The organism is Halostella pelagica (assembly GCF_004762015.1).
GTDB lineage: Archaea > Halobacteriota > Halobacteria > Halobacteriales > Natronoarchaeaceae > Halostella > Halostella pelagica.
In genome coordinates, this window is record NZ_SJES01000001.1 from 11,559 (window position 1) to 33,511 (window position 21,953).

Genomic DNA, 21,953 nt, shown 5'->3' on the forward strand with positions numbered 1-21,953 from the left:
AGTTAAGAGAACGGCACGGAAACGTCACCCCATGACGACGATCCTCGCCGAAACCGTGTTACCGATCGACGCTGTCGGCTACGGCGTCTTCGCAGTGAGCCTCTTGATCACCGCGGCCTGGCTGGCGTACCTGTACCGCTAGTTTTCTACCGGGTCGACGCGGTCCCGAAGCCATCCGGCAGCCGCTTCGACGACCTCCGGATCCGGTCCGGAAATCTTCACGCGTACGTATTCGCCGGGGTAGCTTCCGACGGTCACGTCGAACGTCTCCTGTAGCGCTTCGATCCGGTCAAGCAGGGCGCTCTCGGGTTCGTCCGCTTCGACGACGGTGACGTGTTTCTCGACGCCGCTGAACTCGTCGGCGACAGATTCGAACATCCCTTTCATCTCCGACGGGACTCCCGGGAGAACGTAGACCGAGTCGACGACAGCGCCGGGCGCGACGCCGACCTCGTTGTGGAGAACGCGGGCTCCCTGGGGCAGATGTGCAGTCCCCGTCGCGAGGTCCTCGCGGGTGTACCCGCCGTGTTCAGTGAGCCACGTCAGCGCTTCTTCCTGTTCGACGACCGGCCGTCCGAACGCCGCGGCGACCCCCTTCATCGTCAGGTCGTCGTGTGTCGGGCCGAGACCGCCCGTCACGATCACCGCGTCGTACTCCGCCCGGTACTCGTTGACGACGCGCGCGATGTCGGCCACGCGGTCCGGAACCACGGTGACGCGCTCGACCGAGACGCCTCTCGCGTCGAGTTCGTCGCAGAGCCAGGTCGCGTTCGTGTTCGTCGTGTCTCCCGCCAGAAGTTCGTCGCCGACAGTGACGACCGCAACGTTCATACTGCCGTTAACGGTCGGTCGAGTAAAAACCCGCGGACTACCTCATCCCCGGCGGCGGTTCGTCGTCGAACTCGTCGTCCTCGGTCTCGACGTCAAGCCCCAACTCCTTGCGCTGTGCCTCTAGTTCGCGGATCTGCCGGAGGTAGTAGATCAGTCCGCCGATCATCACTACGCCCAGTATCGCGACGAGGCCGCCGAAGATGTAGATGTCACGCTCGAGGTAGTACCGGACGAAGATGTTCTGGTCGGGGTTGTCCCACCGCAGATGAACGCGGTCATCGACGGACCGCTTCTCCGGGTTGCTGGGACTGACGTGGCTGAAGATGAAGTTCCCCGTCTGATGGTTCGGCGGGAGGACGACCTCGTGAGACCCTTCGACGAGAACGGGCGTTCCGAACTCCTTGGGCCGCGTATCGGCCGTGTACGCGACCGTACCGTTTTCCTGCGGGAGTTCGATGACCGTCTCGCCGCCCTCTTTGGACACGTCGAGTTCGGACCCGTTGACGAACGTCCCGTTGGGATACCGGTACTGGACCGCCCGTACGTTCACCGGTTCGTTGCCGCTGAACCCGCTCTGATACACGGAGAGTTTCGACTGGTCGGATACGTCGTACACCGCTTGGTACTCGGTGTCTTCGATCCGTATCGTGACTGTCGAGTTCGTCTCCCAGTCGTACTCGGCGTCTTCGTCCAGTTCCTCGTCGGAGATGTCGTCCGCGAACGGGCCGAAACTGCAGCCGGCGGTGAGCGCGACCGCGCCGACGAGAACCGTGGCGAGGACCAGCCGACGGTTCATGGAACGACGCAGCGGAGTTCGGCGGGGACGTACTCCCCGATGCTCGCGAGCAGCCCCGGCGGGTCCGTTCCCTCGCCGCAGATGATGCTCTGTTCGAGTAATCCGAGCCGCTCGACGGTGACGATGTCCTGTGCGTGTCCTGCCCGGTTGACCGTCGCGCGTACTTCGGCGCGAGTCGCGCTATTGACGTTGACGCGGCCGGTCCCGCGAGTCCATTCGTACAGCCGGTCGCGCTCCTCGTCGGCGAGACGGTGAGGCTGGTCCTCGGTACCGTACACGAACGTCATCGGAAGGTGCTGGACCAGTCCGAACCGTTCGCGGACCTGGTCGGGCGACCCCGGTCCGAGGTCGATCTCGCTCGTCGGGATACGGATCGCTTCGCCGGCGTCGAGTACGAACCCGTCGTCGTCCCAGCGTTCGAGCGTCCCGACGTACGTCTCACCGGGTTCGAACTTGCCGGTGATCTCGCCCCACTCCTCGCGCAGCAGGTTTCGCGCGACAACGGCGTCGTCGCCCTCCACCGTGATAGACGGGAAGTCGTCGTGGCGGATCCCAACGTCGTACGTGACATCGAGGTCGCCGAGGGTGTTCCCTACGAGCGACCGGAGCGAGTCTAGCGACCGTTCGCGCGCGTCGCCCTCGACGTAGAGTTTTGTTGCGAGTACAACCATTATGCCTCGACGTTTAACTCGTCGCGAAGCGCATCGATGCGTTCGTCCATCGAGTCGACGAGTCGCGTGTTCTCCATCGCTTCCAGCGGCGACCCGCACTCGGGACACTCGAAGCCGAAGTCCATCGCCTCGCCGAACTCGAACCGGATGGAGTCGACCTCGCAGAGGTAGAACTCGTGGTTACGCTCGTACTCGCGGCGGTCGTCGAGCGCGTCGAGCAGGCGGTGCATCTCCTCTTCGAGGTTTTCCGGAATGTTCTCGTACTGGAACGTCCAGAGGTAGGTCAACCACCCCGAATCCTCGTCGCGGAGCCGTCGGTACGTCGCCAGGTCGTTCTCGTAGAGTATAAATAGCGCCCGGCGAACGTCGTTGAGTTCGAGGTCTAGCTCTTCTGACAGCTCCTCGTCCGTAACCTCGCCGTCCGGCGGGGCGGCCGCGACCGGCATCCCCTTCGGTCCGACGAGCTCGTGAAGGTACTTCTGGATGACGGGGTCTTCGAGTAGATCCTCAAAAGCCATTACCAAAGAATCGTAGCGTGAATCGTTTAAACCCTCCGGAATGCTCACTTCGTTCGCATTCCGAGGCTCGCAGACCTGCGGTCTGCTCACCACCGAATCCCTCACTCGTCAGTCGGTTCGACCTTCTTGCCGGTCTCCATCGGAATCACGCGCTGGTCGGCGTCCGCCCACTCTCGGTCGAGTTCGCGACCGTCGAACAGGCGGTCGAGGAAGACGGCCAGCCCCGCGACCTCGGAGTGTGGTTGGTTGGTGACGCCGACGTTCCAGTCCGCCGCCTCATACACGTCGAACGACACCTTCTCCGCGCCGACGACGACGAGGACCGGTTCGTCGTCGTGTGCCGCCCGAACCTCGTCTTCGACGTCTTGGACGCGTTCGCCGTACATCGTCAGGTGGACGACCCGCCCGGGCCAGTCGCGGATCGTCGCCTTCGGCGAGTCGGTCAGTTCGGCCTCGAACGGACCGCCGAAGCGGTCGGTGATGTCCCGGATCGTCTCCCGGGCCTGCGACGACCGAGTGAGAACGACGCGGTCGGCACCGAGCGCACGAGCCGTCAGTCCAACGTGCGTTGTCATCCGTTCGTCGCGTCCTGGCCGGTGGCCGAGCCGCAAAACGGCGACTTCGGGTTCCCCCTGCATGGTCGGACAGTGTCGGAGCGAGGGTTAGGGGGTTTCGCTTCCGCGACGCTCCGGAGCGCTGCGACTGTCTTGTTTCCTCGTGATCCGCTGGGCCGGTCCAATGAATCGGCTCACTGATCGACGGACGACAGTATAGCACTCGGGTGCCTCGGACGACCACGAGTCGACGACATGGACAGTCTACCAGCGGGAGTAGGGACCACAAACTAATGTCCTCCAGCGGTCAAAGGCGAAGCATGGATCTCTCCGGAAAGCGAGTTCTCGTCACGGGCGGTGCCGGCCTCGTCGGCTCACACATGGCTGCGCGACTGGTCGACGACAACGACGTCCTCGTCGCGGACGACCTCTCGAACGGTCACGTCGAGTGGGTCCCCGACGCCGCATCGTTCGCGGAAGTCGACCTCACCGACCCCGAACAGGTCGCCGAAGTCCTGACGCCCGACGTCGACGTGGTCTTTCACTTCGCGGCGTCGAAAAACGTCAACACCGACCGCCCTCGCGCGCAGTTCGAGTCCAACAACGCGATGACGTACAACCTCCTCGAACGGATGGACCAGGTCGGCGTCGACAGCATCGCGTTCACGTCCTCCTCGACGGTGTACGGCGAGGCTCCCCGCCCGACGCCGGAGGACTACGCCCCCCTCGAACCGATAAGCATCTACGGTGCGAGCAAACTCGCCGAGGAGGGCCTCCTCTCCACGTACGCTACCGCCCACGGTCTGACGGTCTGGACGTTCCGTTTCGCAAACATCCCCGGCCCGGCGTTCGACGGGTCCGTCATCCCGGACTTCGTCGAGAAACTCGACGCGAACCCCGAGAAACTCACAATTCTCGGCGACGGACGACAGGAGAAGTCGTACCTCCACGTCGAGGAGTGCGTCGACGCTATTCGCCACGCCGTCGAACACGCCGACGACGCACACAACGTGTACAATCTGGGCACGCGAACGACGACGTCCGTCAACCGAATCGCTGACATCGTCGCCGACGAGATGGGCGTCGATCCGGAGTACGAGTACACCGGCGGCGACCGCGGATGGACCGGCGACGTGCCGAAGATGCGACTCTCCGTCGAGAAACTCTCCGCGCTCGGGTGGGAGCCGCCGCTCTCCAGCGACGAATCGGTCCGGAAGACGGCGCGGCAACTGGTCGACCAGTTGGACTGATTCTGTCGGCTGTACTCCCATGAAGAATTTCGGACCCTCGGGGATCCGAGTATCGCTCCGAAGTGACAGCCGACAGTATGAGATGCCGTTTCTTTGACTCGTCACTGCGCCCGGTTCGGCGTTCACTCCTGATTCGACGCTTCACCACACGTTGATAACGACGAAAGCGACGGTTAGCACCGCGGCGAGGGCGACTGACGTGACCGTCAGGGTGCGACGGTCACCGTCAGAGAGACCGAAGCGCCGACCGGCCCAAACGGTGTTGAAGATGCCCGCAAGCGCGAATGCGACTCCTATGGCGGCGATCCAGGCCCCGCCGAGTAGCGATTGCGGAACGAGCAGGAGTCCGTAGCCGACCACGAACAGTCCGATAAGGACGGCGGTAACGGAGACGTATCCGAACGACCGATCGGATTGGGGGCTAGAAGCAGGATCCATACGAACAGGTACGCGCTGCATAAATATAGCCGTAGTGTGACCAGTAATACACCGTGTTCCGGTCCCGGACGGCTATTCCATATGAGGGCGAACACCGGCCGTTACACCGAAAACTCCGCCCGGGCATCGCACTCCGTCTCGTTCGCTTCGAGCGTCGCTACTGCCGTGTACGACCCCGAGTCCGGGTCGTCCCACGTCGCCTCGTAGGTGGCGGCACCGCCGGGGTCTAACGTCTCCGACCCGAGCATCTGAGCGAACATGCGGCCCTCGCTGAAGCGCCAACGCTCCGACCCGTCGTCGAGGACGGCGAAGTCCGCTTCGAGCGCGTCGGAAAAGGAAAGGTCGACGGGGTCAGCCCCGGAGTTAGTGACGGTGAAGGTGAACTGAACGTCCCGATCCGTAGTCACGTCGAGGGAACTGTCGAGTGACATACGGCGTGGTACCGAGTGGGAGAGTATAGACTTTCTGCAGCAGGGGAAGACGGTGACCCGAAGACGGCGGCCGTCGAACCGGCAGGAGTCGCGGTGGCGATCGTACCGCAACCGATCGAGTGCCAAGCAGTACGCCTTTATTCGGCAGTCGCCTACAGCGAGCCGTGCAGATCGTCGGGTACGATACGGGTGCACCGCCGGACGGGACAGCAGACGCCGAGGGACGGCACCCAGCGTTGCTCGTCGCGACAGACAGAACGGTCCAGCGCGTTGCGCTGACCCCCGGATCGACGCTCGCGTACGCCCTCGGAACCCGCCAGTGCGCCGGCGCAGTCGACGGTACGACCCACTACGCCTGCGAGAACGACGGAGCGCCGTACTGCGACCAGCACGCGAGTACCTGGGTGTGCGCCCGCTGTACCGGTACCTGTCTCAAAGACGAGATGGACTGTTACGAGGAGCACGCGGTGTATCTGGCTGCGTTCGCCCCGACGACGTTCAAGGTCGGCGTCACTCGCTCCTGGCGGCTAGACACCCGCCTCCGAGAACAGGGGGCGGACCGCGCCGCGCACGTCCACACCGTTTCGAACGGGCGGATCGCACGCCAACTGGAGGCAGAGATAGCGAGCGGCGAAGAGGTCTCGGGGCTGGCTGTCGACCTGACCGACCGGGTGCGGGTCCCTCAGAAGGTAAACGGCCTCCACCGGTCAGTCGACGATACGGCCTGGGAGCGCCTCCTCGACGAGTTCGACGCGTTGGACAGGTTCGATTTCGACTACGGCCTCGACCTGGACGCGCGGCCGGTCGTCGAGACGCTGGCCTCGGGGGAGGTCGTCGGCGTCAAGGGGCGCGTCCTGTTGCTGACGAACGCCGGAACGACCTACGCAGTCGACCTGCGCGATCTCGTGGGCTACCACGTCAGTGCGGAGACGGCCGACCGGGATCTCCAGTCTAACCTCGGCGCGTTTACCTGACGATAGTTCGAGACGCTTACCGAACTCTTTTCGGCCCGGCGACGGAAACCCGAGGTATGTCGGACGACGAATCCACCGACCGCGAGGAACCGGGTGCAGAAGGCAACGGCGAGGAGTCGGCGGCTGAAAACAACGGCGGCGAGGAAGAAGAGAAGTCCTTCCGCGAACGCGTCGAGGAGATCCGCGAGAAACGCGCCGAGGAAGGTGAGGGCGGCGAAGGCGGTGAGGGCGGCTCGCGCGAGGAGCGCATGCAGGAGATGATGGGCGGCGGCGGCGGTCCCGGCGGGATGGGTGGCGGCGGCGGCGGGAACCCCTTCGCACAGATGATGAGCGGCATGATGGGCGGTGGCCCGGGTGCCGGTCCGGGCGGTCGCGGCCCCGGCGGTCAGGGCCCCGGCGGTCAGGAGGCCGGAAACGAGGAACTCGTCCGCGAGGTCCGCCAGCTACGCGACGAAGTTCGCGACGCGACGCGGCAGCTTCAGCGGATCGCCGACGCCCTCGAAGACGACTGAGACGCCCCGTTTTTGGCTCCCCGCACGTTTTACCGGATAGCTCCGTCGGCCGTGTCGGTTCTATCGGGTCGATGAAACTGCTGTACGTCTTCGGACCTGAGAACGGCGCTCCGAAGGGCCTCGCGTGCGGCGAAACGGCACGTGTACTCGGGCCGTCAGTATCCTTTTTCTGGGATGGAAACCGCTGAAACGGGCCGTCAATTATAAACCTTTTGCACGTTTGGCTCAACTTGATGTCGCTGACAGCGGTGTTAGTTGCCAAACTGCTCCACGACCTGCCCCGCCGGCACCAGCGAACGGCGCTCAGCCTCGCTCCGTTCGCGTTACTCGGCTACGTAAGCGTCTCGCCCGTCTACGAGACGTCTCCCTGGATGGGCGTCCTGTTGCTCGTCGCGGCGACGCTGCTCGCGACCGGGGTCGTGGTCGCCGTCATGACGGGTCTCGGCGAGTCGTTGCGGTCCTACAACACGCTGTCGTAAACGTCCGCGAGGCGTTCAACCGCCCGGTCTACGCTCACCGTTTCTCGCCGTTCCAAACAGTTCTCCCCGAGGCGCTCACGGTCCGCGAGCGCGTCCTCGATCTTCTCTCGGAACGCCGCGACGTTTCCGGGCGTGAAGTGGTAGCCGGTGACGCCGTCGTCGATAGTCTCCGACAGTGCGCCGCTGTCGACGGCGACGACCGCCGTCCCGCAAGCGTTGGCCTCCAGCGCGACCAGTCCTTGCGTCTCGACGGGACTGGGAAAGGCGAACACGTCGAGCGCAGAGTAGAACGCGGGCATCTCATCGCGGTCGAGGAAGCCGAGAAATCGCACGTCGAGGTCGGTCCGTTCCGCTTGGGCTTCCAAGTCTGCCCTCGCCGGGCCGTCGCCGCCCAGCACGACCGTGATATCGAGTCCCTCAGCCGCTTCGAGCAGGTCCGAGAGTCGCTTCTCGTACCCGTGCCGGCCGGTGTATCCGACGAGAGTCTCTCCTTCGAGCCCGTACTTCTCCCGGAAGGCCGCCGGATCGGTCGGTCGAAACCGCTCAGTGTCTATCCCGTTCGAGACGACTTCTACGTGCGAGTCGATGCCGACGGTATCGAGCAGGTGGTCCCGGATCGGTGCAGTGGGAACCAACACGGCGTCCGCACGGTTGAAAAACCAGCGTTCGTACCCTTCGACGAACCCTTCGAGACCGCTCGCGATGCCGTCAGTCGGTGCGAGATAGTCAGTGTACTCTCCGCCGGGAGTGTGATAGGAGGCGACGAGCGGTGCGTCCGTCCGCCGAGAGAGACGCATCGCACCCAACCCGAGTGCATACGGGGTGTGTGCGTGGACGACATCTACGTTCGAAACCGCAGCGGGGACTTTCGGTGTGCCGAGGCGATACCCGTCGTACCAGGGGAACGCGACACTCCTGACGGGATGTTCCCTGGGGCCGGCGGTGTGGCCGTCTGCCCGGGGGTACACTACATCCATTCGTCCCCCGTTGCGGTTCCACCGCTCGCTCCAGGTCTTTATCGTGTAGGTCACGCCGTTTACCGTCGGGAGGTACGTATCGGTAAAGGCCGCGACCTGATGATCCATTACTTGAGATTTGGTTGGGCAGTGGTTAAAAATCCCGTCATTCAGCGACAGGCGACAGTTTACCGATCACGATCCCATCTTCGTTTTGCAGAATTACGTAGCAACACGTCGCCCTCTCCAGCGGGTCGTTTCTCCCGTATCGTCAGTTCAGCCGTGACACCGTCAGAACAGAATTTGGCGTTCGTTCCGCGCCCTATATAAGATATAATAAACGATGACTGAGACAGGGGAACATTACAGAGTAGAAACAAAAAATATTTCCATTCCACCCCCAGTACATCTCAATGGGGCATTTCAGGATAACACTCTCTCTTGTCCTGATTCGCCCCGGAATCCCCCCACCCCCCATTTCCGATGACGATACCCGAAGAGCGCATTGAGCGCCTCCACTCACTTGCCTACGAGGCGGCGACAGCGTCGAACCAGGACCGAGCACGGGAGTACGTTCGTCTGGCCAGACGCATCGCGGAACGGAACCGCGTCGACCTCCCCCGACGATTCAAGCGGTTCACATGCGACCGCTGCGATAGCTACCTCCGCCCCGGGTCGAACGGGCGCGTTCGACTGCAGGACGGTCACGTCGTCGTCACGTGCGACTGCGGCGAACAGGCGAGGTATCCGTACTGACCGCGACGGGACGACCGTTCAACAACGTTGATACGGCTTCCCCATCTAACTGCTTACATGACCGACGAGGAACTCCGAAAGCGAGCACACGACCTCGACGTTACTCTCTGGGTCGGGAAAAGCGGTATCGGCGCGGTAACTGACGAACTCGACGACCAACTGAAAAACCGCGACCTGGTGAAGGTGAAGTTCCTTCGCGCGGCCCGCGGCGGAACAAGTACGGAAGAACTCGCCGACGAACTGGCCGACGCGGTCGACGCCGACCTGATAGAAACCCGCGGTAACACGGCGGTCCTTCACTGATGGCGTTCGTCGACGACCTCCTCCGGAACGCCGGCCTGCAGGACGCGTACGCGGATCCACTCGGAGCCGTTATCGAGTTCGTCGTCGCGTTCGCCGCCGTCTACGTCGTCGGAAAAACCGTCATCTACCCGCTCGTCAGGCGAGTACTAAACCAGCGGGGGATGGACGCCCACGCGCGCAAGCCCCTGATGAAAGTCACGCAGATACTTGTCCTGTTTCTCGCGCTGTCGGCGGCGTTTGCCTTCGCCGGATTCGGTAGTCTCCTCCAGTCGCTCGCGACTGTCGCGGCCGCGGCGACACTCGCTATCGGCTTCGCGCTGCAGGATGTGATCAAGAACTTCGTCGCCGGGATCTTCATCTTCACTGACAAGCCGTTCCGAATCGGCGACTGGATCGAGTGGGACGGTAACTCCGGGGTTGTCGAAGATATCAGTCTGCGAGTCACTCGCGTGCGAACGTTCGACAACGAACTCCTGACCGTGCCGAACTCCAACCTGACCGACGACGTGATCAAAAACCCCGTCGCCAAGGACAAACTCCGCCTCAAATTCCTGTTCGGCATCGGCTACGGCGACGATATTCAGGCGGCCACAGACATCATTGTCGAGGAGGCCGAGAAGCATCCTGACATCCTCGACGACCCCGCGCCGTCCGTCCGTCTGACGGAACTCGGCGACTCCTCGGTCGGCCTCCAGTCCCGCATCTGGATCGCCGACCCCAGTCGCGCCGACTACGTGGGGATCCGCGGCGATTACGTCACGAACGTCAAACAGCGGTTCGATGAGGAAGGGATCGACATCCCATACCCGAACCGAACTATCGAGGGCGGACTCGAACTGACGAACGTCGCGGACGTGGTGGAGCCAGCGGACGACTGAGAGAGACTGCTGTAAGTCACTATGAGCGGCGCAGTCGCGGTTCGGAGAAGCGTACGAATACAGTGAGCGTTTCACCGCGGGCCCAGCGTCGCTCGGGGGTTTGCGCCAGGATTTTCCTCCGAACTTTTGTAGACTCGACTCCGCTCTACGAGCGCACCGCTCGTCGAAAAAGGTCTCCGCGTATGAATAGGAACGGACGGCCGGGGTTGCCCGGCGTTCCGGACGGGGGAATCCCGGTTGCCTCCTCCACCCCGCGACCCAGCGAGCGACAGCTATCCGACGGTCCGCTGCTCGCTTCCGCGCCTGGCGGAGTGCCGCCGGTTAACCACGGCGGGACATCCCTGCGGATGACCGCCGTGGACTGCTATCCCCGATGGACGAGGCTTCCACGTTGGCTCCCGGGGCCCCGTCCGGTCAGACCGGACGAACCCGGAATTCGGTCCCCGCTAAAGGCCATAGTGCGGGTGGAGAGCAGGGCCTAACTGCCCGACCTAGTCCATCCTATGATAGCCGACCCGGTCTTAAGGTCTTTTCGCATCAGTCGGGGACGGCGGTGAGACGCCAGCGGGAGAAGCGATCAGATCAGACGCAGTTTGCGGGCGTACCAGGCGGCGCTGGCCGGAACGACGAGCGTCGCAGCGAGGAGGAGCCAGCGGTGGTGTTCGAGCCACTCCGCCGTTCCGAGTTGCAGGACGACCGACCTGTCGACTGCAAGCGCCCACTGGAACGCGAGCAGAGCCATCACCACTCCGAGGCCCAGCGTCACCCCAGCGGCCGTCTCCGCCGGAGTTCGGTCCTGTCGACCGGCGGCGAAGACGACGGCAGCGACTACCGCTATCAGAGAAACGCCCCACGGTCCGACGAAGCCGAATCCGTAGTAGACGCCCAGCCCGGAACTCTCCGTCGGCGGGAGTGCAACGAACGGCGCACCAGCGAGGACAACGACGGCCAGCGTCCCGAGCAGTCCGACCGTCGGAGGGACTCTCTCGTCAACCATACGGGAGTGCTGGTCGCGCCCGGAGCATAAGCGCGGCGTTCGAGTCCGAAAAGTCAACACCCCGGGTCGTCTTATCTCGGTCTATGGGACTAGGCAGCACCGCAAAGAAGATCCAGACGGTAGCTGACCGCGCCGAACAGCTGTACAAGCAACTCGTAGACGTCCGAAAACGGGTGATGGAGCTCGAAGAGACGACCACCGACACCAGTGACCGCGTTCGAGATATCGAGACGGAACTGGAGAAACAGCGCGCCGTCCTCGACGCGCTAGCCGAGGAACGTGACATCGACGTCGATCAGGTTCTGGCCGACGCAGCCATCGAAGACGTGGAGCCGTCAGACGCCGCTACTGACGGAGACACACCGAACACGAACGACGGGACGGCCGCCGCGTCCGCGGAAACCGACGAGAGTGCCTGAGTTGTGCCGTCGTGATACCGACCGACGAGCGGCCGGCGACGTGGATCACTGCCGACTGCGTGACGGGAACCAATAAAATATAACGGGCACGGCAACTATTGCCTACCAGATGACTTCCCACCGGGAGCCGTTCGATTCGGTGTTAGACACCGTTGGACAGACGCCACTAGTGCGCGTACAGGCGTCGCCCGACGAGGTCTCCGTGTACGCCAAACTGGAAACGTTCAATCCGGGTGCGAGCGTGAAAGACCGCATCGGCAAGTACATGCTCGAACGCATGGTCGAAGAGGGTGACGTGCCGCCCGGCGGAACGGTTATCGAACCGACCGCCGGCAACACCGGCATCGGTTTCGCTATCGCCGCCGAGCAACTCGGTCTCGACGCTATCTTCGTCGTCCCGGAGCGGTTCAGCGTCGAGAAACAGCAGCTCATGCAGGCACTGGGGGCGGAGATTATCAACACTCCCACCGAGAAGGGGATGGACGGAGCTATCGAGCGCGCACACCAGTTAGCGGACGAGCTAGGCGACGCAGTAGTCCCCCAGCAGTTCGCGAACCCCCTCAACGCCGAGGCCCACTACGAAACCACCGGCCCGGAGATATACGAGGCCCTAGACGGCGAGGTCGGCGCTATCGTCGCCGGCTGTGGCACGGCGGGAACCCTGATGGGGATCGCGCGGTACGCCAGAGAGCAAAACCCCGATACGCACGTCGCCGCTGTCGAACCCGACGGCTCCATGTACGGCACGTTGTTCGGCGATGACAGGGAGGAAGACGAGTACAAAATGGAAGGGATCGGCACGCACGACCCTACGACGAACGAGTTGTTCGACCCCGAGCTAGTCGACGAGGTGATCGACGTTACCGACCGCTCCGCACAGGACGAACTCAAGCGATTAGCGCGCGACGAGGGACACCTCGTCGCGTCGAGCGCCGGCGCAGCGAGCGTCGCGGCACAGCGCGTCGCCGCCGATATCCGCGACGGCGAGATAGAGACGCCGTACGACTCCGTCGTCACGGTGTTTCCCGACTCCAGCGAACGCTACTTGTCGAAGGGAATCTACCGGTCGTTTGAGGAGTGGGACGGCTAACAGAGCCGCTGGTGTTCGACTTTCATGCACCGATCCTGAACGACGTGGCGACCGTCCGCTTCCGCGCGTCGCGCGGCCCCGTCGTCGCGGATGCCCAGTTGGGTCCAGATCACTTTCACGTCCTCGCGTTCCAGCGCCTCGTCGACGATCCCAGCGACCTCTTCGCTCGGACGGAACACGTTGACGACATCTATCGTTTCGTCAACATCGGAGAGGGAGTCGTACGCCGTCTCGCCGAGGATTTCTTCCTCGAACGGGTTGACCGGGATCACCTCGTATCCGTTGTCCTGTAGGTATCTCGGTATCGCGTGCGCGTCTTTCTCGGGCGTGGACGAACAGCCGACGACCGCGATCCGTCGCAGGCCCAGCAACTCACGTAGCTCCGCGTCGCTCTCGACGGGCATTGAGTATCGGTGATGAGACGCGTCCGCTAAAGCCTACTGGTCAGTCCCGGTTACGGATCGATCTGCTCCGGAGGGTGCGGACGACGGCTCGCCGGACCGGATCCGGTGCTTCCGAGTCACGAGACCGAGACGACAGGGACGTTAGTTCGACACCGTCGACACGCCGACGGTCCGAACAGACTGAGTCCCGTCTTCCTCTTTGACCTCGATAACGCCGTCGAACAGCTGTTTAAGTGTGTTTAGTGTCTGCTGTTCGTGCGCCGTTGAATCGATGACGTACAGACCGAGCCCGTCGGCGCTCTGGACGCGCCCCGTAAAGACGTGCAGGAACCGAAACACCGTCTGGACGTTCGAATACATCAACAGCGTCGATACAGAGTGGAGCAAGACCCGGTTCTGTTTGATGTTTCTGGCCTCGTAGAAGTCCTGCAGGAACTCCGAAAGCTGGATCCCGATACCCGTCATATCGACGGGCGAGGAGGCGTATTTGATTCTCGACGAGTCTTCGGCGTTGCCGACGCCGCGCTGTTTCGTCACACAGTCAACGATACCGAACGGGGCGTCGTCGATAGCTGGAACGAGCTGTTCGTACTCCGTGACGAGTTTATCCGCGCTGTCCTTCGTCGTGACGACGATCGCTCCTTCGCCCTGTCGCGTTCCGTTTGCGAGGATCTCTAGGGCGATCCGCCGTTTACCGGTGAGTGGCGGCCCCGATATCAGGAGATTCGTTCCTGGGGAGAGTTCGACGTCCGATAGGACATCAGCCAAGTCATACATGCCGGATCCTCTGTGGGAACAGACGGGAGATTCCGTGCTGTTGTCTGCCCTATCGCGTTCGTATGTTATAAAGATGGCCAAGCGACCTTATACCGTTTCTGATTGATCTACCGGGTCAGATCACTGGGTTCGGGCGGGGAAAGCGGGGAGTGAACTCAGCGGTTACATCGCCAGCCGCCCTACGACGAACGCAACGGCGGCCAGAAACATGCCGTACTTGATCCGGGATTGGCCCGCAGTGGGGTCGTCGAAACTCTCGACCATCGCGTACACCATGATGAAGTCGGCTGGCCCCACTACCGTGAGATACGCCGCGCCGAACGTTCCCAGGAAATACGGGACAGGACTCGCCAGCACGGCCAACGCGAGGAACCCGGCGGCGACGTACAGCGCTCGTTCCGCGCCGATAGCGATCGGAAGAGTGTTCAATCCCTCCTCGCGGTCGCCGTCGATGTCTTCGACGTCCTTGATGATCTCTCGGGTCACCGTCGACAGCGCGGCGAGTACAAATAGAACGACTGTCGCCCGTGGCCGGCCGACCGCGGCACCGCCGAACAGGAACGTGCTCCCGCCAAGGAAGCCGACGACGACGTTTCCGACCCCCGGCAAGCCCTTGAACAGTTCAGTGTAGGCGATCAGCGCCAGCAGATTCACCGCGGCGATGCCGATAGCCAACGGCGGGAGAGCCGCCGCCAGTACCACCGCGCCAGCGAACAACGCCAGGCTAAACACGAGCGCTCCGCGCGGACTGACTGCATCGCGCGGTATCGGCCGGGCCGGTTGGTTGATCGCGTCTATCTCCCGGTCAAAGTAGTCGTTGAGGGCGTTGCCGGCACCGACAGCCAGAGTCGTCGCTCCCGCCGCGACCAGCGTCTGGACTGACGATGCTCCACTCCCGACGGCGACGAACGCTCCGACGAACGTCAGCGCGCCCGCTGCAACGGCGTTGCCCGGCCGCGTCAGTTCGACCAGGCCGCGAACGCGCTCTCCGACACTCATACCGCTCAGTCCCGATGGCTGGCGTATAAATGACGCGGACTCCGGACGTGGAAATCAGTGGGTTTAAACAGTCCCGTCGCTCTATTTTCGGCCGAGGGCGCTTAGCTCAGTCTGGACAGAGTACTTGGCTTCGGACCAAGCTGCCGCGGGTTCAAATCCTGCAGCGCCCATCCCGTCACCGCATTCTGCGAATCCAAGCGACGGCGTACGTGTCCTTAAGAACCAACCCTCATCACGGTTGAAGAGCCCAAGTCCTCGCAACTTCCGCCCCGACCGTGTACGGCGTTCCTGGAGAGCCAAACCATGGACCAACTCACACCCGACGACGCCGTATCGATGTACCTGCAGGACCGCCAAGCAAACGTGAGCGACGCCACGATCCGCAGTCACCGCTCCCGACTCTCACACTTCACCGACTGGTGCGACGGACAGTCAGACATCGAGTACATGAGCGACTTGACCGCCCGGCACTGTCACGAATACCGACTGTGGCGGCGAGACCACGGTGACCCGAACAAGGTCACGATGAAGACACAGATGGACACGTTCCGAGTCCTACTCAAATGGTGCGAGTCCCGCGGAGCGGTGACCGAGAACCTACACGACGCAGTCCTAAGCCCAACACTGTCGAACGGCGATAACGCGCGCGAATCGATGCTCGACCCCGAGGTAGGCGACGCACTCCTCGAACACCTCAATCGGTTCGAGTACGCGAGCCGCAATCACGTCGTCATGCTACTCATCTGGCGCGGACTGTTGCGCCGCGGCGGGGTGCGAGCAATCGACATTGACGACGTCGAACTCTCAGGCGACGACCCCCGCATCCGAATCCGTCACCGACCAGGAACCGACACCCCACTCAAGAACCAAGACGACGGTGAGCGCACGATCGGCATCAGACCAGGCACCGCGCAAGTCATCGAAGATTACATCGACTCAGTCAGGCACGACGTCACAGGAGACCGCGACCCACTGGTAACGACGGCGCACGGACGCCCGCACGCACAGACACTCCAAGCCGACGCGTACGCCGTCACACGCCCATGCGTAGGCCCGAGCGGGGAATGCCCGCACGACCGTGACACGGCGACGTGCGACGCCGCTACGGACCGACAGCAAGCATACGACTGTCCGAGCACCCGCGGACCGCACGACATCCGACGCGGAGCGATAACGAACTGGTTACAGGCGGACGTCCCGGCCGAGATCACTGGGGCGAGAGCGAGCACATCGCCCGGAGTGCTCGAAGAACATTACGACCAACGCACCGAGCGTGAGAAACAGCGACAACGCCGACAGTACCTGGACCGCGTGTAACCCGTCGCGCCGACTGGGGGGTCGAAGAGTTCCGGACACACCCCCTCCCCGAAAATTTGTAGTCTCGTCGCACACCACCATCGAGGCGCGGACCGCGCCGCCGGGCGGTCAAGCCCACCCACCCGGGCGACTGAATAATAACTCCGCGGGTCAATCCCGGTACACCCACCACCCTCTTCGGACGAGTCCGCGTGTATTTACCCAGTGAGTTACCCCCAACGAACGACGCAGACGCCGCGAAAAACTTTTTCGAGCCCGCAGGAACAGTGGCACGAACCCGGGTATCTACCCACCCAGTAACTCCACACCGGAGAAACCCGTCCAGAAAATACCCACCCGGGGTTCTTACCAGCATATCACCGAGTATCGAGTGTAACAATGACACGAACAGTCCTTATCGCGCGAGGCGACACCCACGACGAACGCCAGCGATGCATCGACACGATCTGCAGCTGGATCCGCGACATGCAAGCCGACGTCATCAGTACCGACGACGTCCGCAAACTGTACGAGTACACCGAAGAGAACGCATCGACCGTCGCCACCCTCGAAAGCAAAGACGCGTACCTGTACGTCCGACCGAGCGGCGACATCACGACAGACCGGCAAGGCCCCGACGAACCAGAGTTCGAAGCGCTGAAGAAAGCAGGTGCAGCCGACGGCGGATCGAACCTCATCGTCGGGAGCCTCGCACGCGCACCAGTATCAGACATCGAGACGATCGTCACAGACCACCGCGTCCGCGTGCACGACGCCACGCACGCGATCACCATCCAACCCACCCGCCACGACCGCGACGGATTCGCGCCCGCCACACGCCGCGCGCTCGAAGTGTTGACCGGGACCGCCGAGTCCGCCGACGCACTCCTCGCAGGCGTGGCGTGGCAGGGAGGACGACCACCCTTAGGCTGCACGAGCGACGGCGGGCGACTCGCACCCGACGATGACTACGACCGAGTGTGCAGGGCACTGCAGCGAGTCAAGCGAGGCGACTGGTCGAAGACAAAAGCCTCAGAGAAGCTGGGGTGCGCCAGGAAAACAATCGACAACGCGCTCGAACGACCCGAACTCTACCGGCTCGAATAGGGGCGACCGACTGCAGCGACCGCAGCCCCCGCTCACCCCCGCTGCAGTAAGGATTCCGCAGGCAGCGACGCTCTCCCGGAGGGTATCGATGGGGTCACTGCAGCGAACCGCAGGGACCGCCACACTCAGCCCTCCCACTTGATTCCGTTTTCGAGTGGACCGACTCAATATTCTAAATATCCCGTTCCCTGCAGTGGGAGTATGGAATAAAGCAGTATTGGGGGCTGTACTGCGCGTTTACTGACTGCAGCGGGGGTTCGACCCCTTTCTACTGCTGCAGTGAGATCGTAGGATAAAGTGGCGGTGCGGTGCCTGTGTGAGGACCCGGAGGTTCCGAGTTCCTGTTGGTTGTTTTGCGGTGGGGTGCGTCGCCGTCGTCGTCGCCGTGGGCGTGGCGGCGTTCAATGGTTTGTCGGTTATGGGTGTGGGTTTGGGTTGTTGGTGTGGTCGGGCTTAATCGGTTACTTAAAACTATGCTTACCTGCTGTTGTTTTGTCTATTTCTGCGTGTTTAGGATAAATCCGTGTTCGTGCGTTTCGAGGCGTGTAACGGTGTTTTGCTGTAGTCTCGTCGCAGCGATTCGTTCGTGTTCGACATCGCTGATGTTGTTCGCTCCGCGAGGTTTTATAAGGCCATAGGGGGTACTATGTAGTAACTCGGTAGCACACGACCGCGACGCAGTTTGCACCCGCCGCTCAATCTGACTGGGTGCTAGACAAAGAGGGTAAATCGGCCGCGGCGCGCTGGCACGCGCCGCCCGCGTGTCTCGTGTGCTCCGGGGAGCGGTCATACACACTATGACACGAGACAATTCAGAATACGGTTCGAGCAGTAAAGAAACCCAAGCATCCTACTCACTCAAGCCCGCGGCGGTGACAGTCGAACGGGACGGCGAACAAATCGAAATCGACGCGGTGCATCACTACAGGAACGACCGCGATACGCTCCTGTTCCTGTGCATCGAGGAGCGCGAAGGCGGGTCAGACGTCGTCGTCCCGCTGTGCAGCGACAAGCACGCGTACGCGACGTCCGAAGTCGGGCGCGAAGCGCTCGGCATGGACGGCGGTGAGTGCGAGGCACCGCAGTGCAGTAACCGCACAGACGACGCTGACGCGGTGTATTGCTCGCGTGAGTGCGCTGCAGTCGCGCAAGCTGCGCAGGAGCTCGAAGACGGTGTGAGCGAGTCGGATCTCGCGCGTGCAGGTGTCGCGCGTGACACGATTGACGCCGCAGTCGCCGCGGTGTCAGACGACGACAGCGACGACGACGGTCGTGGTCGATTGATGACGGACGGCGGGCAAGACATCCCCGGCGACGCGGACGGTGACGGGTGGGAATGGGTGAGCGAAGGCCCGCAAAACATCCGACCGCCGAAGAAGTTCGTGCACACGCAATGCGGTGGACGTGCCGCTCGCGGGCACGACGCGCACGGAGAGACGTTCTTCTGGTGCCCCGAGTGCGACGTGACAGAGTCACTGAAGAGCGGGTTCATCCGCATCGAACGCGTGGACGGCGACGACGACGACCGGCGGTTGATGACGGACGGCGGGCAAGACATCCCCGACGCCGACGACGTCACGGAGTCACTGTCAGACATGTTCGACGGGGGTAACAACACGAACAGCGGTGACAGTGACACGCCGGAACCCGCGGAAACACTTCCCGCAGACCTCCGCGACGACGACGATGACGACTACCCGCTCGCCGGCGACCCGGACGGAGCCCGGGTGGACCCGGACGACATCAAGACACCGCGGCCAGTGACGCGGACGATCGGTGCGCGGTCGCTGCACTACGACGGGCACCCGAACGACGTCCTGTACTCGAACCTCCCGGGACGGGCAACGTGCCCGGTGTGCCTGGCAGAGTGGCGCGCTGGGGATCTGGACGAGCACGAGGACGACGGCGACGACGACGACGGTGAGGTCTGGGCGGCGGCACGGTACGGCGACGACGAGGACGAGGACCCCGCGCACCTCGTGCGACGGCGAGCAGTCGCGCAGCACTGCGAGCACGACACGAACAGCGACGGAATTCAATTCGACAAGTCAGCTGCACGGCGACGACGCGTCGCGGACGCGGTCGATTACGACTACGACACTGACGACGACGGCGAAGAAGAACGCGTGTCCCTGTACGGTGTAGTCGTTGCACGGTTCGAGGACGACGGGGAGTTCGACCCGCACCTGTCCGTGAGAATCGCGGACACGACCGGCGTGGTGGACGTGGACCTGCACCCGCGCATGACCCCGCTCGCAGAGTTCGAGCCCGGCGATGAAATCCTTGTAACCGAGTGCCGGCGGCTGGACGGCGACGACAGCGAACCCGCGTTCGGCGTGACCGAGTCATCGTCACTACTCCGCGTCGCATACCGACCCGACCGCGACCCGCGCGAAGCCCTGCAGGAACAGACGCAGCTCACGGAAACACCGCGGAAGTACCAGACGATGGAGAACAAGACCGCGGTGAACAACTGGATCGCGGACGTCCTCGTGGACGAGTGGACGATCGAGACGCCACGCGGCGGTGACGAGATGTACGTGTACATCGATGACAGCGACTCCGAGCGGTACGGTGAGTTCGCCGACGAAGGCAAAACTCGAATCGAAGAGATTGTGGACCAGTACATCCCGCCGGAGAGTAACAACCCGCGGAATAAGAACCAGATCGTCAAGACCGTGCGGCACAGGACGTACGTCCCATCGGACGCGTTCCGCGGCGGTGCACCGGACACGGAAGCCCGCAGGTGGAGTGTCGGCGTGAAGAACGGTGTCATCGACCTGCGCGACGGCGAACTGTACGAACACGACCCGGCGTGGCGCTGCACATCGAAGCTCCCCATCGAGTACAACCCGGAGTACGACGAACTCGGTGACGCGTGGGACCGGTTCTTGGACGACGTGTGCAAGGACGTCGCCGACAGGGAGACGTTGCTGTACATGCTCGGTCACGCGCTCGCACGGCACTACCCGATTGAAGCGCTGTTCGCAATAATCGGCCCGGGTAAGAACGGGAAGACAGTCCTCAACAAGGCCATGTCGCCGCTGTTCGGCGACGCCAAGGGGACGACGGACATCGGGATGATGACGGACCCAGGGTACGAGTTCGGTGCAGGGTCGGTGAAAGGCCTGCACTTAGCGATTGATGACGACGCGACTGACGTCAAGGCGCAGGACATCTCACTCCTCAAGAAGCTCTCGGGTGGTGCGAAAACGCAAATGCACGAGAAGAAAGAGAAGGTCAGCGGTGCAGACTACGATAACTACGGGACGATCGTGTACCTCAGCAACGACCCGCCGTTGCTCGGAGACAAGACGGACGGTGCGACGCGGCGACTGTACCCGGTCATCATGCCGCACAAATTCACGTCGGACCCGACAGACGGTCATAAGGACGCAGTGTCGAAGGATGAACTCCTCGCAGACCTCACGTCCGACGAGGAATTGCAGCGGTTGCTCGCCGTCGCGGTGCAGTACGCGCAGGACATCCACCGTGACTGCGAGGACGAACTCCCGGTCGGTCGGTCGGAAGACGAGCGGTGGAGTTTGTACCAGCAGTACTCGGACTCGGTGCTGCAGTTCTGGACTGAGCTCATGACGCAGGAGACCGGTGCGCGCGTCCCTCGTGCGGTCGTGTACGAGATTTACGTGCAGTGGGCTGCAGAGAACGGTATCGATGCGCTGGCGTCAGGCGGTAAGAACGGGTTCTGGCAACTGTCGGACGAGTGCCCTGCGGTGAGTTACAAGCGGGATGGCGTGTACTCGGATGGTGACCGGGCGGTCGAGCACGTGATGATTACGTCGGACGCGCTCGATTACGCGCCGGAGTGGGTGCGTGACGAGTGGCGTGACGACGTCAGCGAAGACGAGTCAACGCTCGCAAACCGTCTCGACCGCGTCACCCCGATCGAAGACCTGAACAAAGGGTACTCAACGACTGCAGGAACGGTCATCGGGCGCGAGGGCTTCGAGACGAGTGACGGTTCGGCGGTCAGAGTGACGATTGAGGACTTTACGACCGCGATTGACGTGTTCGAGTGGCTCGACAGCGCGGACGCGGACGCGGCGCTCGATGGCGTGGACGTCGGTGACAGGATCACGCTGGAGCGGGCGACGCTCACGTCGGGTAGTGGTGGCGAACCGCAGCTGCAGGTGAAGAACGTGACCGAAGTCACGGTGTCCGAAGCCGGTCCGTTGAAAGACGTAGACGACCGGCATGCCGATGACACCGAGACCACCGACGACGAAGGCGACGCGGACGATGGGGGACTGTCGCAGGAAGACCGCGTTCAAGCGGTGAAGAACGTCATCGGGTCGCTGCAGAACCGCACGGACGTCCGCGGTGCTGGTGTTGATGATGTCATCGACGCCGCGGCGGACCGCGGTATCGACCGCTCGAAAGCCGAGCACGAACTCGATAAACTCCGGCGGAAAGGCGACGTGTACGAACCGCAGACCGGTCGTGTGACGCTCACAAGCGGGGGTGACTGAAATTGGTAAAACACGGCACGGCGATGA

Annotated in this window: 24 protein-coding genes, 1 tRNA gene and 1 other RNA gene; 13 read left to right on the forward strand and 13 right to left on the reverse strand. The window is 62.9% G+C overall.

Features of this window, described 5'->3' with window-relative positions:
* Window positions 1–138 precede the first annotated feature (138 nt).
* From EYW42_RS00050 to EYW42_RS00070, 5 genes are all read right to left on the reverse strand, one after another.
* Window positions 139–831, reverse strand: a complete 693-nt coding sequence (locus EYW42_RS00050; protein ID WP_135533217.1) for a competence/damage-inducible protein A — start codon at window positions 829–831, stop codon at window positions 139–141.
* 37 nt (window positions 832–868) lie between these two features.
* Window positions 869–1,627 (reverse strand): DUF5803 family protein, encoded by a 759-nt coding sequence (locus EYW42_RS00055; RefSeq protein WP_135533218.1) that lies wholly within the window; start codon window positions 1,625–1,627, stop codon window positions 869–871.
* Window positions 1,624–2,298: a DUF2110 family protein gene (locus tag EYW42_RS00060; protein ID WP_135533219.1), complete on the reverse strand. Its 675-nt coding sequence runs from the start codon at window positions 2,296–2,298 to the stop codon at window positions 1,624–1,626. Before EYW42_RS00060 ends, EYW42_RS00055 begins: the two co-directional genes overlap by 4 nt.
* A complete protein-coding gene (locus tag EYW42_RS00065) occupies window positions 2,298–2,816 on the reverse strand; it encodes a transcription factor (protein WP_135533220.1) in 519 nt (172 codons plus the stop codon). Before EYW42_RS00065 ends, EYW42_RS00060 begins: the two co-directional genes overlap by 1 nt.
* 101 nt (window positions 2,817–2,917) lie before the next feature.
* The gene (locus EYW42_RS00070) at window positions 2,918–3,454 is read right to left on the reverse strand and encodes a tRNA (cytidine(56)-2'-O)-methyltransferase (protein ID WP_135533221.1); all 537 of its coding nucleotides are present in this window, start codon (window positions 3,452–3,454) and stop codon (window positions 2,918–2,920) included.
* Between the two features lie 236 nt (window positions 3,455–3,690).
* Between EYW42_RS00070 and EYW42_RS00075 the strand changes: the two genes are divergently transcribed.
* On the forward strand, window positions 3,691–4,620 hold the full coding sequence (locus tag EYW42_RS00075) for an NAD-dependent epimerase/dehydratase family protein (protein ID WP_135533222.1): 930 nt from the start codon (window positions 3,691–3,693) through the stop codon (window positions 4,618–4,620).
* A gap of 141 nt (window positions 4,621–4,761) precedes the next feature.
* Here EYW42_RS00075 and EYW42_RS00080 read toward each other — a convergent pair whose 3' ends face one another.
* Together EYW42_RS00080 and EYW42_RS00085 are read right to left on the reverse strand one after the other, a co-directional pair.
* Window positions 4,762–5,058 carry a hypothetical protein gene (locus EYW42_RS00080; protein ID WP_135533223.1) on the reverse strand — a complete coding sequence of 99 codons (297 nt, stop codon included), beginning with the start codon at window positions 5,056–5,058 and terminating at the stop codon, window positions 4,762–4,764.
* A gap of 101 nt (window positions 5,059–5,159) precedes the next feature.
* Window positions 5,160–5,489, reverse strand: coding sequence for a BsuPI-related putative proteinase inhibitor (locus tag EYW42_RS00085; protein WP_135533224.1), 330 nt, complete (start codon window positions 5,487–5,489; stop codon window positions 5,160–5,162).
* A gap of 164 nt (window positions 5,490–5,653) precedes the next feature.
* Here EYW42_RS00085 and EYW42_RS00090 point away from each other — a divergent pair, with 164 nt between their 5' ends.
* The 3 genes from EYW42_RS00090 to EYW42_RS00100 all read left to right on the forward strand — a co-directional run bounded on the left by EYW42_RS00090 (window position 5,654) and on the right by EYW42_RS00100 (window position 7,454).
* On the forward strand, window positions 5,654–6,463 hold the full coding sequence (locus EYW42_RS00090; protein WP_135533225.1) for a DUF2797 domain-containing protein: 810 nt from the start codon (window positions 5,654–5,656) through the stop codon (window positions 6,461–6,463).
* A 56-nt stretch (window positions 6,464–6,519) separates the two neighbouring features.
* Window positions 6,520–6,975 carry a hypothetical protein gene (locus EYW42_RS00095; RefSeq protein ID WP_135533226.1) on the forward strand — a complete coding sequence of 152 codons (456 nt, stop codon included), beginning with the start codon at window positions 6,520–6,522 and terminating at the stop codon, window positions 6,973–6,975.
* A 233-nt stretch (window positions 6,976–7,208) separates the two neighbouring features.
* Window positions 7,209–7,454 carry a hypothetical protein gene (locus EYW42_RS00100; RefSeq protein ID WP_135533227.1) on the forward strand — a complete coding sequence of 82 codons (246 nt, stop codon included), beginning with the start codon at window positions 7,209–7,211 and terminating at the stop codon, window positions 7,452–7,454.
* Here the strand turns inward: EYW42_RS00100 and EYW42_RS00105 are convergent.
* A complete protein-coding gene (locus tag EYW42_RS00105; RefSeq protein WP_135533228.1) occupies window positions 7,436–8,539 on the reverse strand; it encodes a glycosyltransferase family 4 protein in 1,104 nt (367 codons plus the stop codon). The genes EYW42_RS00100 and EYW42_RS00105 overlap by 19 nt on opposite strands.
* Window positions 8,540–8,893: 354 nt before the next feature.
* On the opposite strand from EYW42_RS00105, the gene EYW42_RS00110 reads away from it, so the two are divergent.
* The 3 genes from EYW42_RS00110 to EYW42_RS00120 are packed head-to-tail and all read left to right on the forward strand — an operon-like array spanning window position 8,894 to window position 10,347.
* Complete coding sequence (locus EYW42_RS00110; protein ID WP_135533229.1) at window positions 8,894–9,166, forward strand: ribonuclease P protein component 4; 273 nt, start codon at window positions 8,894–8,896, stop codon at window positions 9,164–9,166.
* 57 nt (window positions 9,167–9,223) lie between these two features.
* On the forward strand, window positions 9,224–9,469 hold the full coding sequence (locus tag EYW42_RS00115) for a YhbY family RNA-binding protein (protein ID WP_135533230.1): 246 nt from the start codon (window positions 9,224–9,226) through the stop codon (window positions 9,467–9,469).
* Window positions 9,469–10,347, forward strand: coding sequence for a mechanosensitive ion channel family protein (locus EYW42_RS00120; protein ID WP_135533231.1), 879 nt, complete (start codon window positions 9,469–9,471; stop codon window positions 10,345–10,347). The genes EYW42_RS00115 and EYW42_RS00120 overlap by 1 nt, the downstream gene beginning before the upstream one ends.
* Window positions 10,348–10,537: 190 nt before the next feature.
* Here the strand turns inward: EYW42_RS00120 and ffs are convergent.
* An RNA gene (gene ffs, locus EYW42_RS00125) (signal recognition particle sRNA) lies at window positions 10,538–10,849 on the reverse strand.
* Window positions 10,850–10,924: 75 nt separating this feature from the next.
* Complete coding sequence (locus EYW42_RS00130; RefSeq protein WP_135533232.1) at window positions 10,925–11,344, reverse strand: DUF7548 family protein; 420 nt, start codon at window positions 11,342–11,344, stop codon at window positions 10,925–10,927.
* 83 nt (window positions 11,345–11,427) lie between these two features.
* On the opposite strand from EYW42_RS00130, the gene EYW42_RS00135 reads away from it, so the two are divergent.
* Window positions 11,428–11,763, forward strand: coding sequence for a DUF5798 family protein (locus tag EYW42_RS00135; protein WP_135533233.1), 336 nt, complete (start codon window positions 11,428–11,430; stop codon window positions 11,761–11,763).
* A 109-nt stretch (window positions 11,764–11,872) separates the two neighbouring features.
* Window positions 11,873–12,853 carry a PLP-dependent cysteine synthase family protein gene (locus EYW42_RS00140; protein ID WP_135533234.1) on the forward strand — a complete coding sequence of 327 codons (981 nt, stop codon included), beginning with the start codon at window positions 11,873–11,875 and terminating at the stop codon, window positions 12,851–12,853.
* On the opposite strand, the gene EYW42_RS00145 is transcribed toward EYW42_RS00140, so the two are convergent.
* From EYW42_RS00145 to EYW42_RS00155, 3 genes are all read right to left on the reverse strand, one after another.
* Entirely contained in the window at window positions 12,850–13,257 is a 408-nt protein-coding gene (locus EYW42_RS00145) for a CoA-binding protein (RefSeq protein ID WP_135533235.1), read from the reverse strand. The genes EYW42_RS00140 and EYW42_RS00145 overlap by 4 nt on opposite strands.
* Window positions 13,258–13,398: 141 nt before the next feature.
* Complete coding sequence (locus EYW42_RS00150; RefSeq protein ID WP_135533236.1) at window positions 13,399–14,034, reverse strand: RAD55 family ATPase; 636 nt, start codon at window positions 14,032–14,034, stop codon at window positions 13,399–13,401.
* A 162-nt stretch (window positions 14,035–14,196) separates the two neighbouring features.
* Entirely contained in the window at window positions 14,197–15,033 is an 837-nt protein-coding gene (locus tag EYW42_RS00155) for a geranylgeranylglycerol-phosphate geranylgeranyltransferase (RefSeq protein WP_135533237.1), read from the reverse strand.
* A 95-nt stretch (window positions 15,034–15,128) separates the two neighbouring features.
* On the opposite strand from EYW42_RS00155, the gene EYW42_RS00160 reads away from it, so the two are divergent.
* The 4 genes from EYW42_RS00160 to EYW42_RS00175 all read left to right on the forward strand — a co-directional run bounded on the left by EYW42_RS00160 (window position 15,129) and on the right by EYW42_RS00175 (window position 21,926).
* Window positions 15,129–15,203, forward strand: a tRNA-Arg gene (locus EYW42_RS00160).
* A gap of 133 nt (window positions 15,204–15,336) precedes the next feature.
* Window positions 15,337–16,350, forward strand: a complete 1,014-nt coding sequence (locus tag EYW42_RS00165) for a tyrosine-type recombinase/integrase (protein WP_202613773.1) — start codon at window positions 15,337–15,339, stop codon at window positions 16,348–16,350.
* A gap of 378 nt (window positions 16,351–16,728) precedes the next feature.
* A complete protein-coding gene (locus tag EYW42_RS00170; RefSeq protein ID WP_135533239.1) occupies window positions 16,729–17,436 on the forward strand; it encodes a hypothetical protein in 708 nt (235 codons plus the stop codon).
* Window positions 17,437–18,233: 797 nt separating this feature from the next.
* A complete protein-coding gene (locus EYW42_RS00175; protein ID WP_135533240.1) occupies window positions 18,234–21,926 on the forward strand; it encodes a DNA primase family protein in 3,693 nt (1,230 codons plus the stop codon).
* Window positions 21,927–21,953 lie beyond the last annotated feature (27 nt).

Excerpts from the sequence above, each read along its gene's own strand:
- EYW42_RS00150 (WP_135533236.1), bottom strand. The coding sequence starts at position 14,034 with ATGTATGACTTGGCTGATGTCCTATCGGACGTCGAACTCTCCCCAGGA.
- EYW42_RS00170 (WP_135533239.1), top strand. The coding sequence starts at position 16,729 with ATGACACGAACAGTCCTTATCGCGCGAGGCGACACCCACGACGAACGC.
- EYW42_RS00130 (WP_135533232.1), bottom strand. The coding sequence starts at position 11,344 with ATGGTTGACGAGAGAGTCCCTCCGACGGTCGGACTGCTCGGGACGCTG.
- EYW42_RS00105 (WP_135533228.1), bottom strand. The coding sequence starts at position 8,539 with ATGGATCATCAGGTCGCGGCCTTTACCGATACGTACCTCCCGACGGTA.
- EYW42_RS00060 (WP_135533219.1), bottom strand. The coding sequence starts at position 2,298 with ATGGTTGTACTCGCAACAAAACTCTACGTCGAGGGCGACGCGCGCGAA.
- EYW42_RS00145 (WP_135533235.1), bottom strand. The coding sequence starts at position 13,257 with ATGCCCGTCGAGAGCGACGCGGAGCTACGTGAGTTGCTGGGCCTGCGA.
- EYW42_RS00110 (WP_135533229.1), top strand. The coding sequence starts at position 8,894 with ATGACGATACCCGAAGAGCGCATTGAGCGCCTCCACTCACTTGCCTAC.
- EYW42_RS00140 (WP_135533234.1), top strand. The coding sequence starts at position 11,873 with ATGACTTCCCACCGGGAGCCGTTCGATTCGGTGTTAGACACCGTTGGA.
- EYW42_RS00115 (WP_135533230.1), top strand. The coding sequence starts at position 9,224 with ATGACCGACGAGGAACTCCGAAAGCGAGCACACGACCTCGACGTTACT.
- EYW42_RS00070 (WP_135533221.1), bottom strand. The coding sequence starts at position 3,454 with ATGCAGGGGGAACCCGAAGTCGCCGTTTTGCGGCTCGGCCACCGGCCA.
- EYW42_RS00135 (WP_135533233.1), top strand. The coding sequence starts at position 11,428 with ATGGGACTAGGCAGCACCGCAAAGAAGATCCAGACGGTAGCTGACCGC.
- EYW42_RS00175 (WP_135533240.1), top strand. The coding sequence starts at position 18,234 with ATGACACGAGACAATTCAGAATACGGTTCGAGCAGTAAAGAAACCCAA.
- EYW42_RS00075 (WP_135533222.1), top strand. The coding sequence starts at position 3,691 with ATGGATCTCTCCGGAAAGCGAGTTCTCGTCACGGGCGGTGCCGGCCTC.
- EYW42_RS00120 (WP_135533231.1), top strand. The coding sequence starts at position 9,469 with ATGGCGTTCGTCGACGACCTCCTCCGGAACGCCGGCCTGCAGGACGCG.
- EYW42_RS00085 (WP_135533224.1), bottom strand. The coding sequence starts at position 5,489 with ATGTCACTCGACAGTTCCCTCGACGTGACTACGGATCGGGACGTTCAG.
- EYW42_RS00095 (WP_135533226.1), top strand. The coding sequence starts at position 6,520 with ATGTCGGACGACGAATCCACCGACCGCGAGGAACCGGGTGCAGAAGGC.
- EYW42_RS00080 (WP_135533223.1), bottom strand. The coding sequence starts at position 5,058 with ATGGATCCTGCTTCTAGCCCCCAATCCGATCGGTCGTTCGGATACGTC.
- EYW42_RS00055 (WP_135533218.1), bottom strand. The coding sequence starts at position 1,627 with ATGAACCGTCGGCTGGTCCTCGCCACGGTTCTCGTCGGCGCGGTCGCG.
- EYW42_RS00165 (WP_202613773.1), top strand. The coding sequence starts at position 15,337 with ATGGACCAACTCACACCCGACGACGCCGTATCGATGTACCTGCAGGAC.
- EYW42_RS00100 (WP_135533227.1), top strand. The coding sequence starts at position 7,209 with ATGTCGCTGACAGCGGTGTTAGTTGCCAAACTGCTCCACGACCTGCCC.
- EYW42_RS00155 (WP_135533237.1), bottom strand. The coding sequence starts at position 15,033 with ATGAGTGTCGGAGAGCGCGTTCGCGGCCTGGTCGAACTGACGCGGCCG.
- EYW42_RS00050 (WP_135533217.1), bottom strand. The coding sequence starts at position 831 with ATGAACGTTGCGGTCGTCACTGTCGGCGACGAACTTCTGGCGGGAGAC.
- EYW42_RS00065 (WP_135533220.1), bottom strand. The coding sequence starts at position 2,816 with ATGGCTTTTGAGGATCTACTCGAAGACCCCGTCATCCAGAAGTACCTT.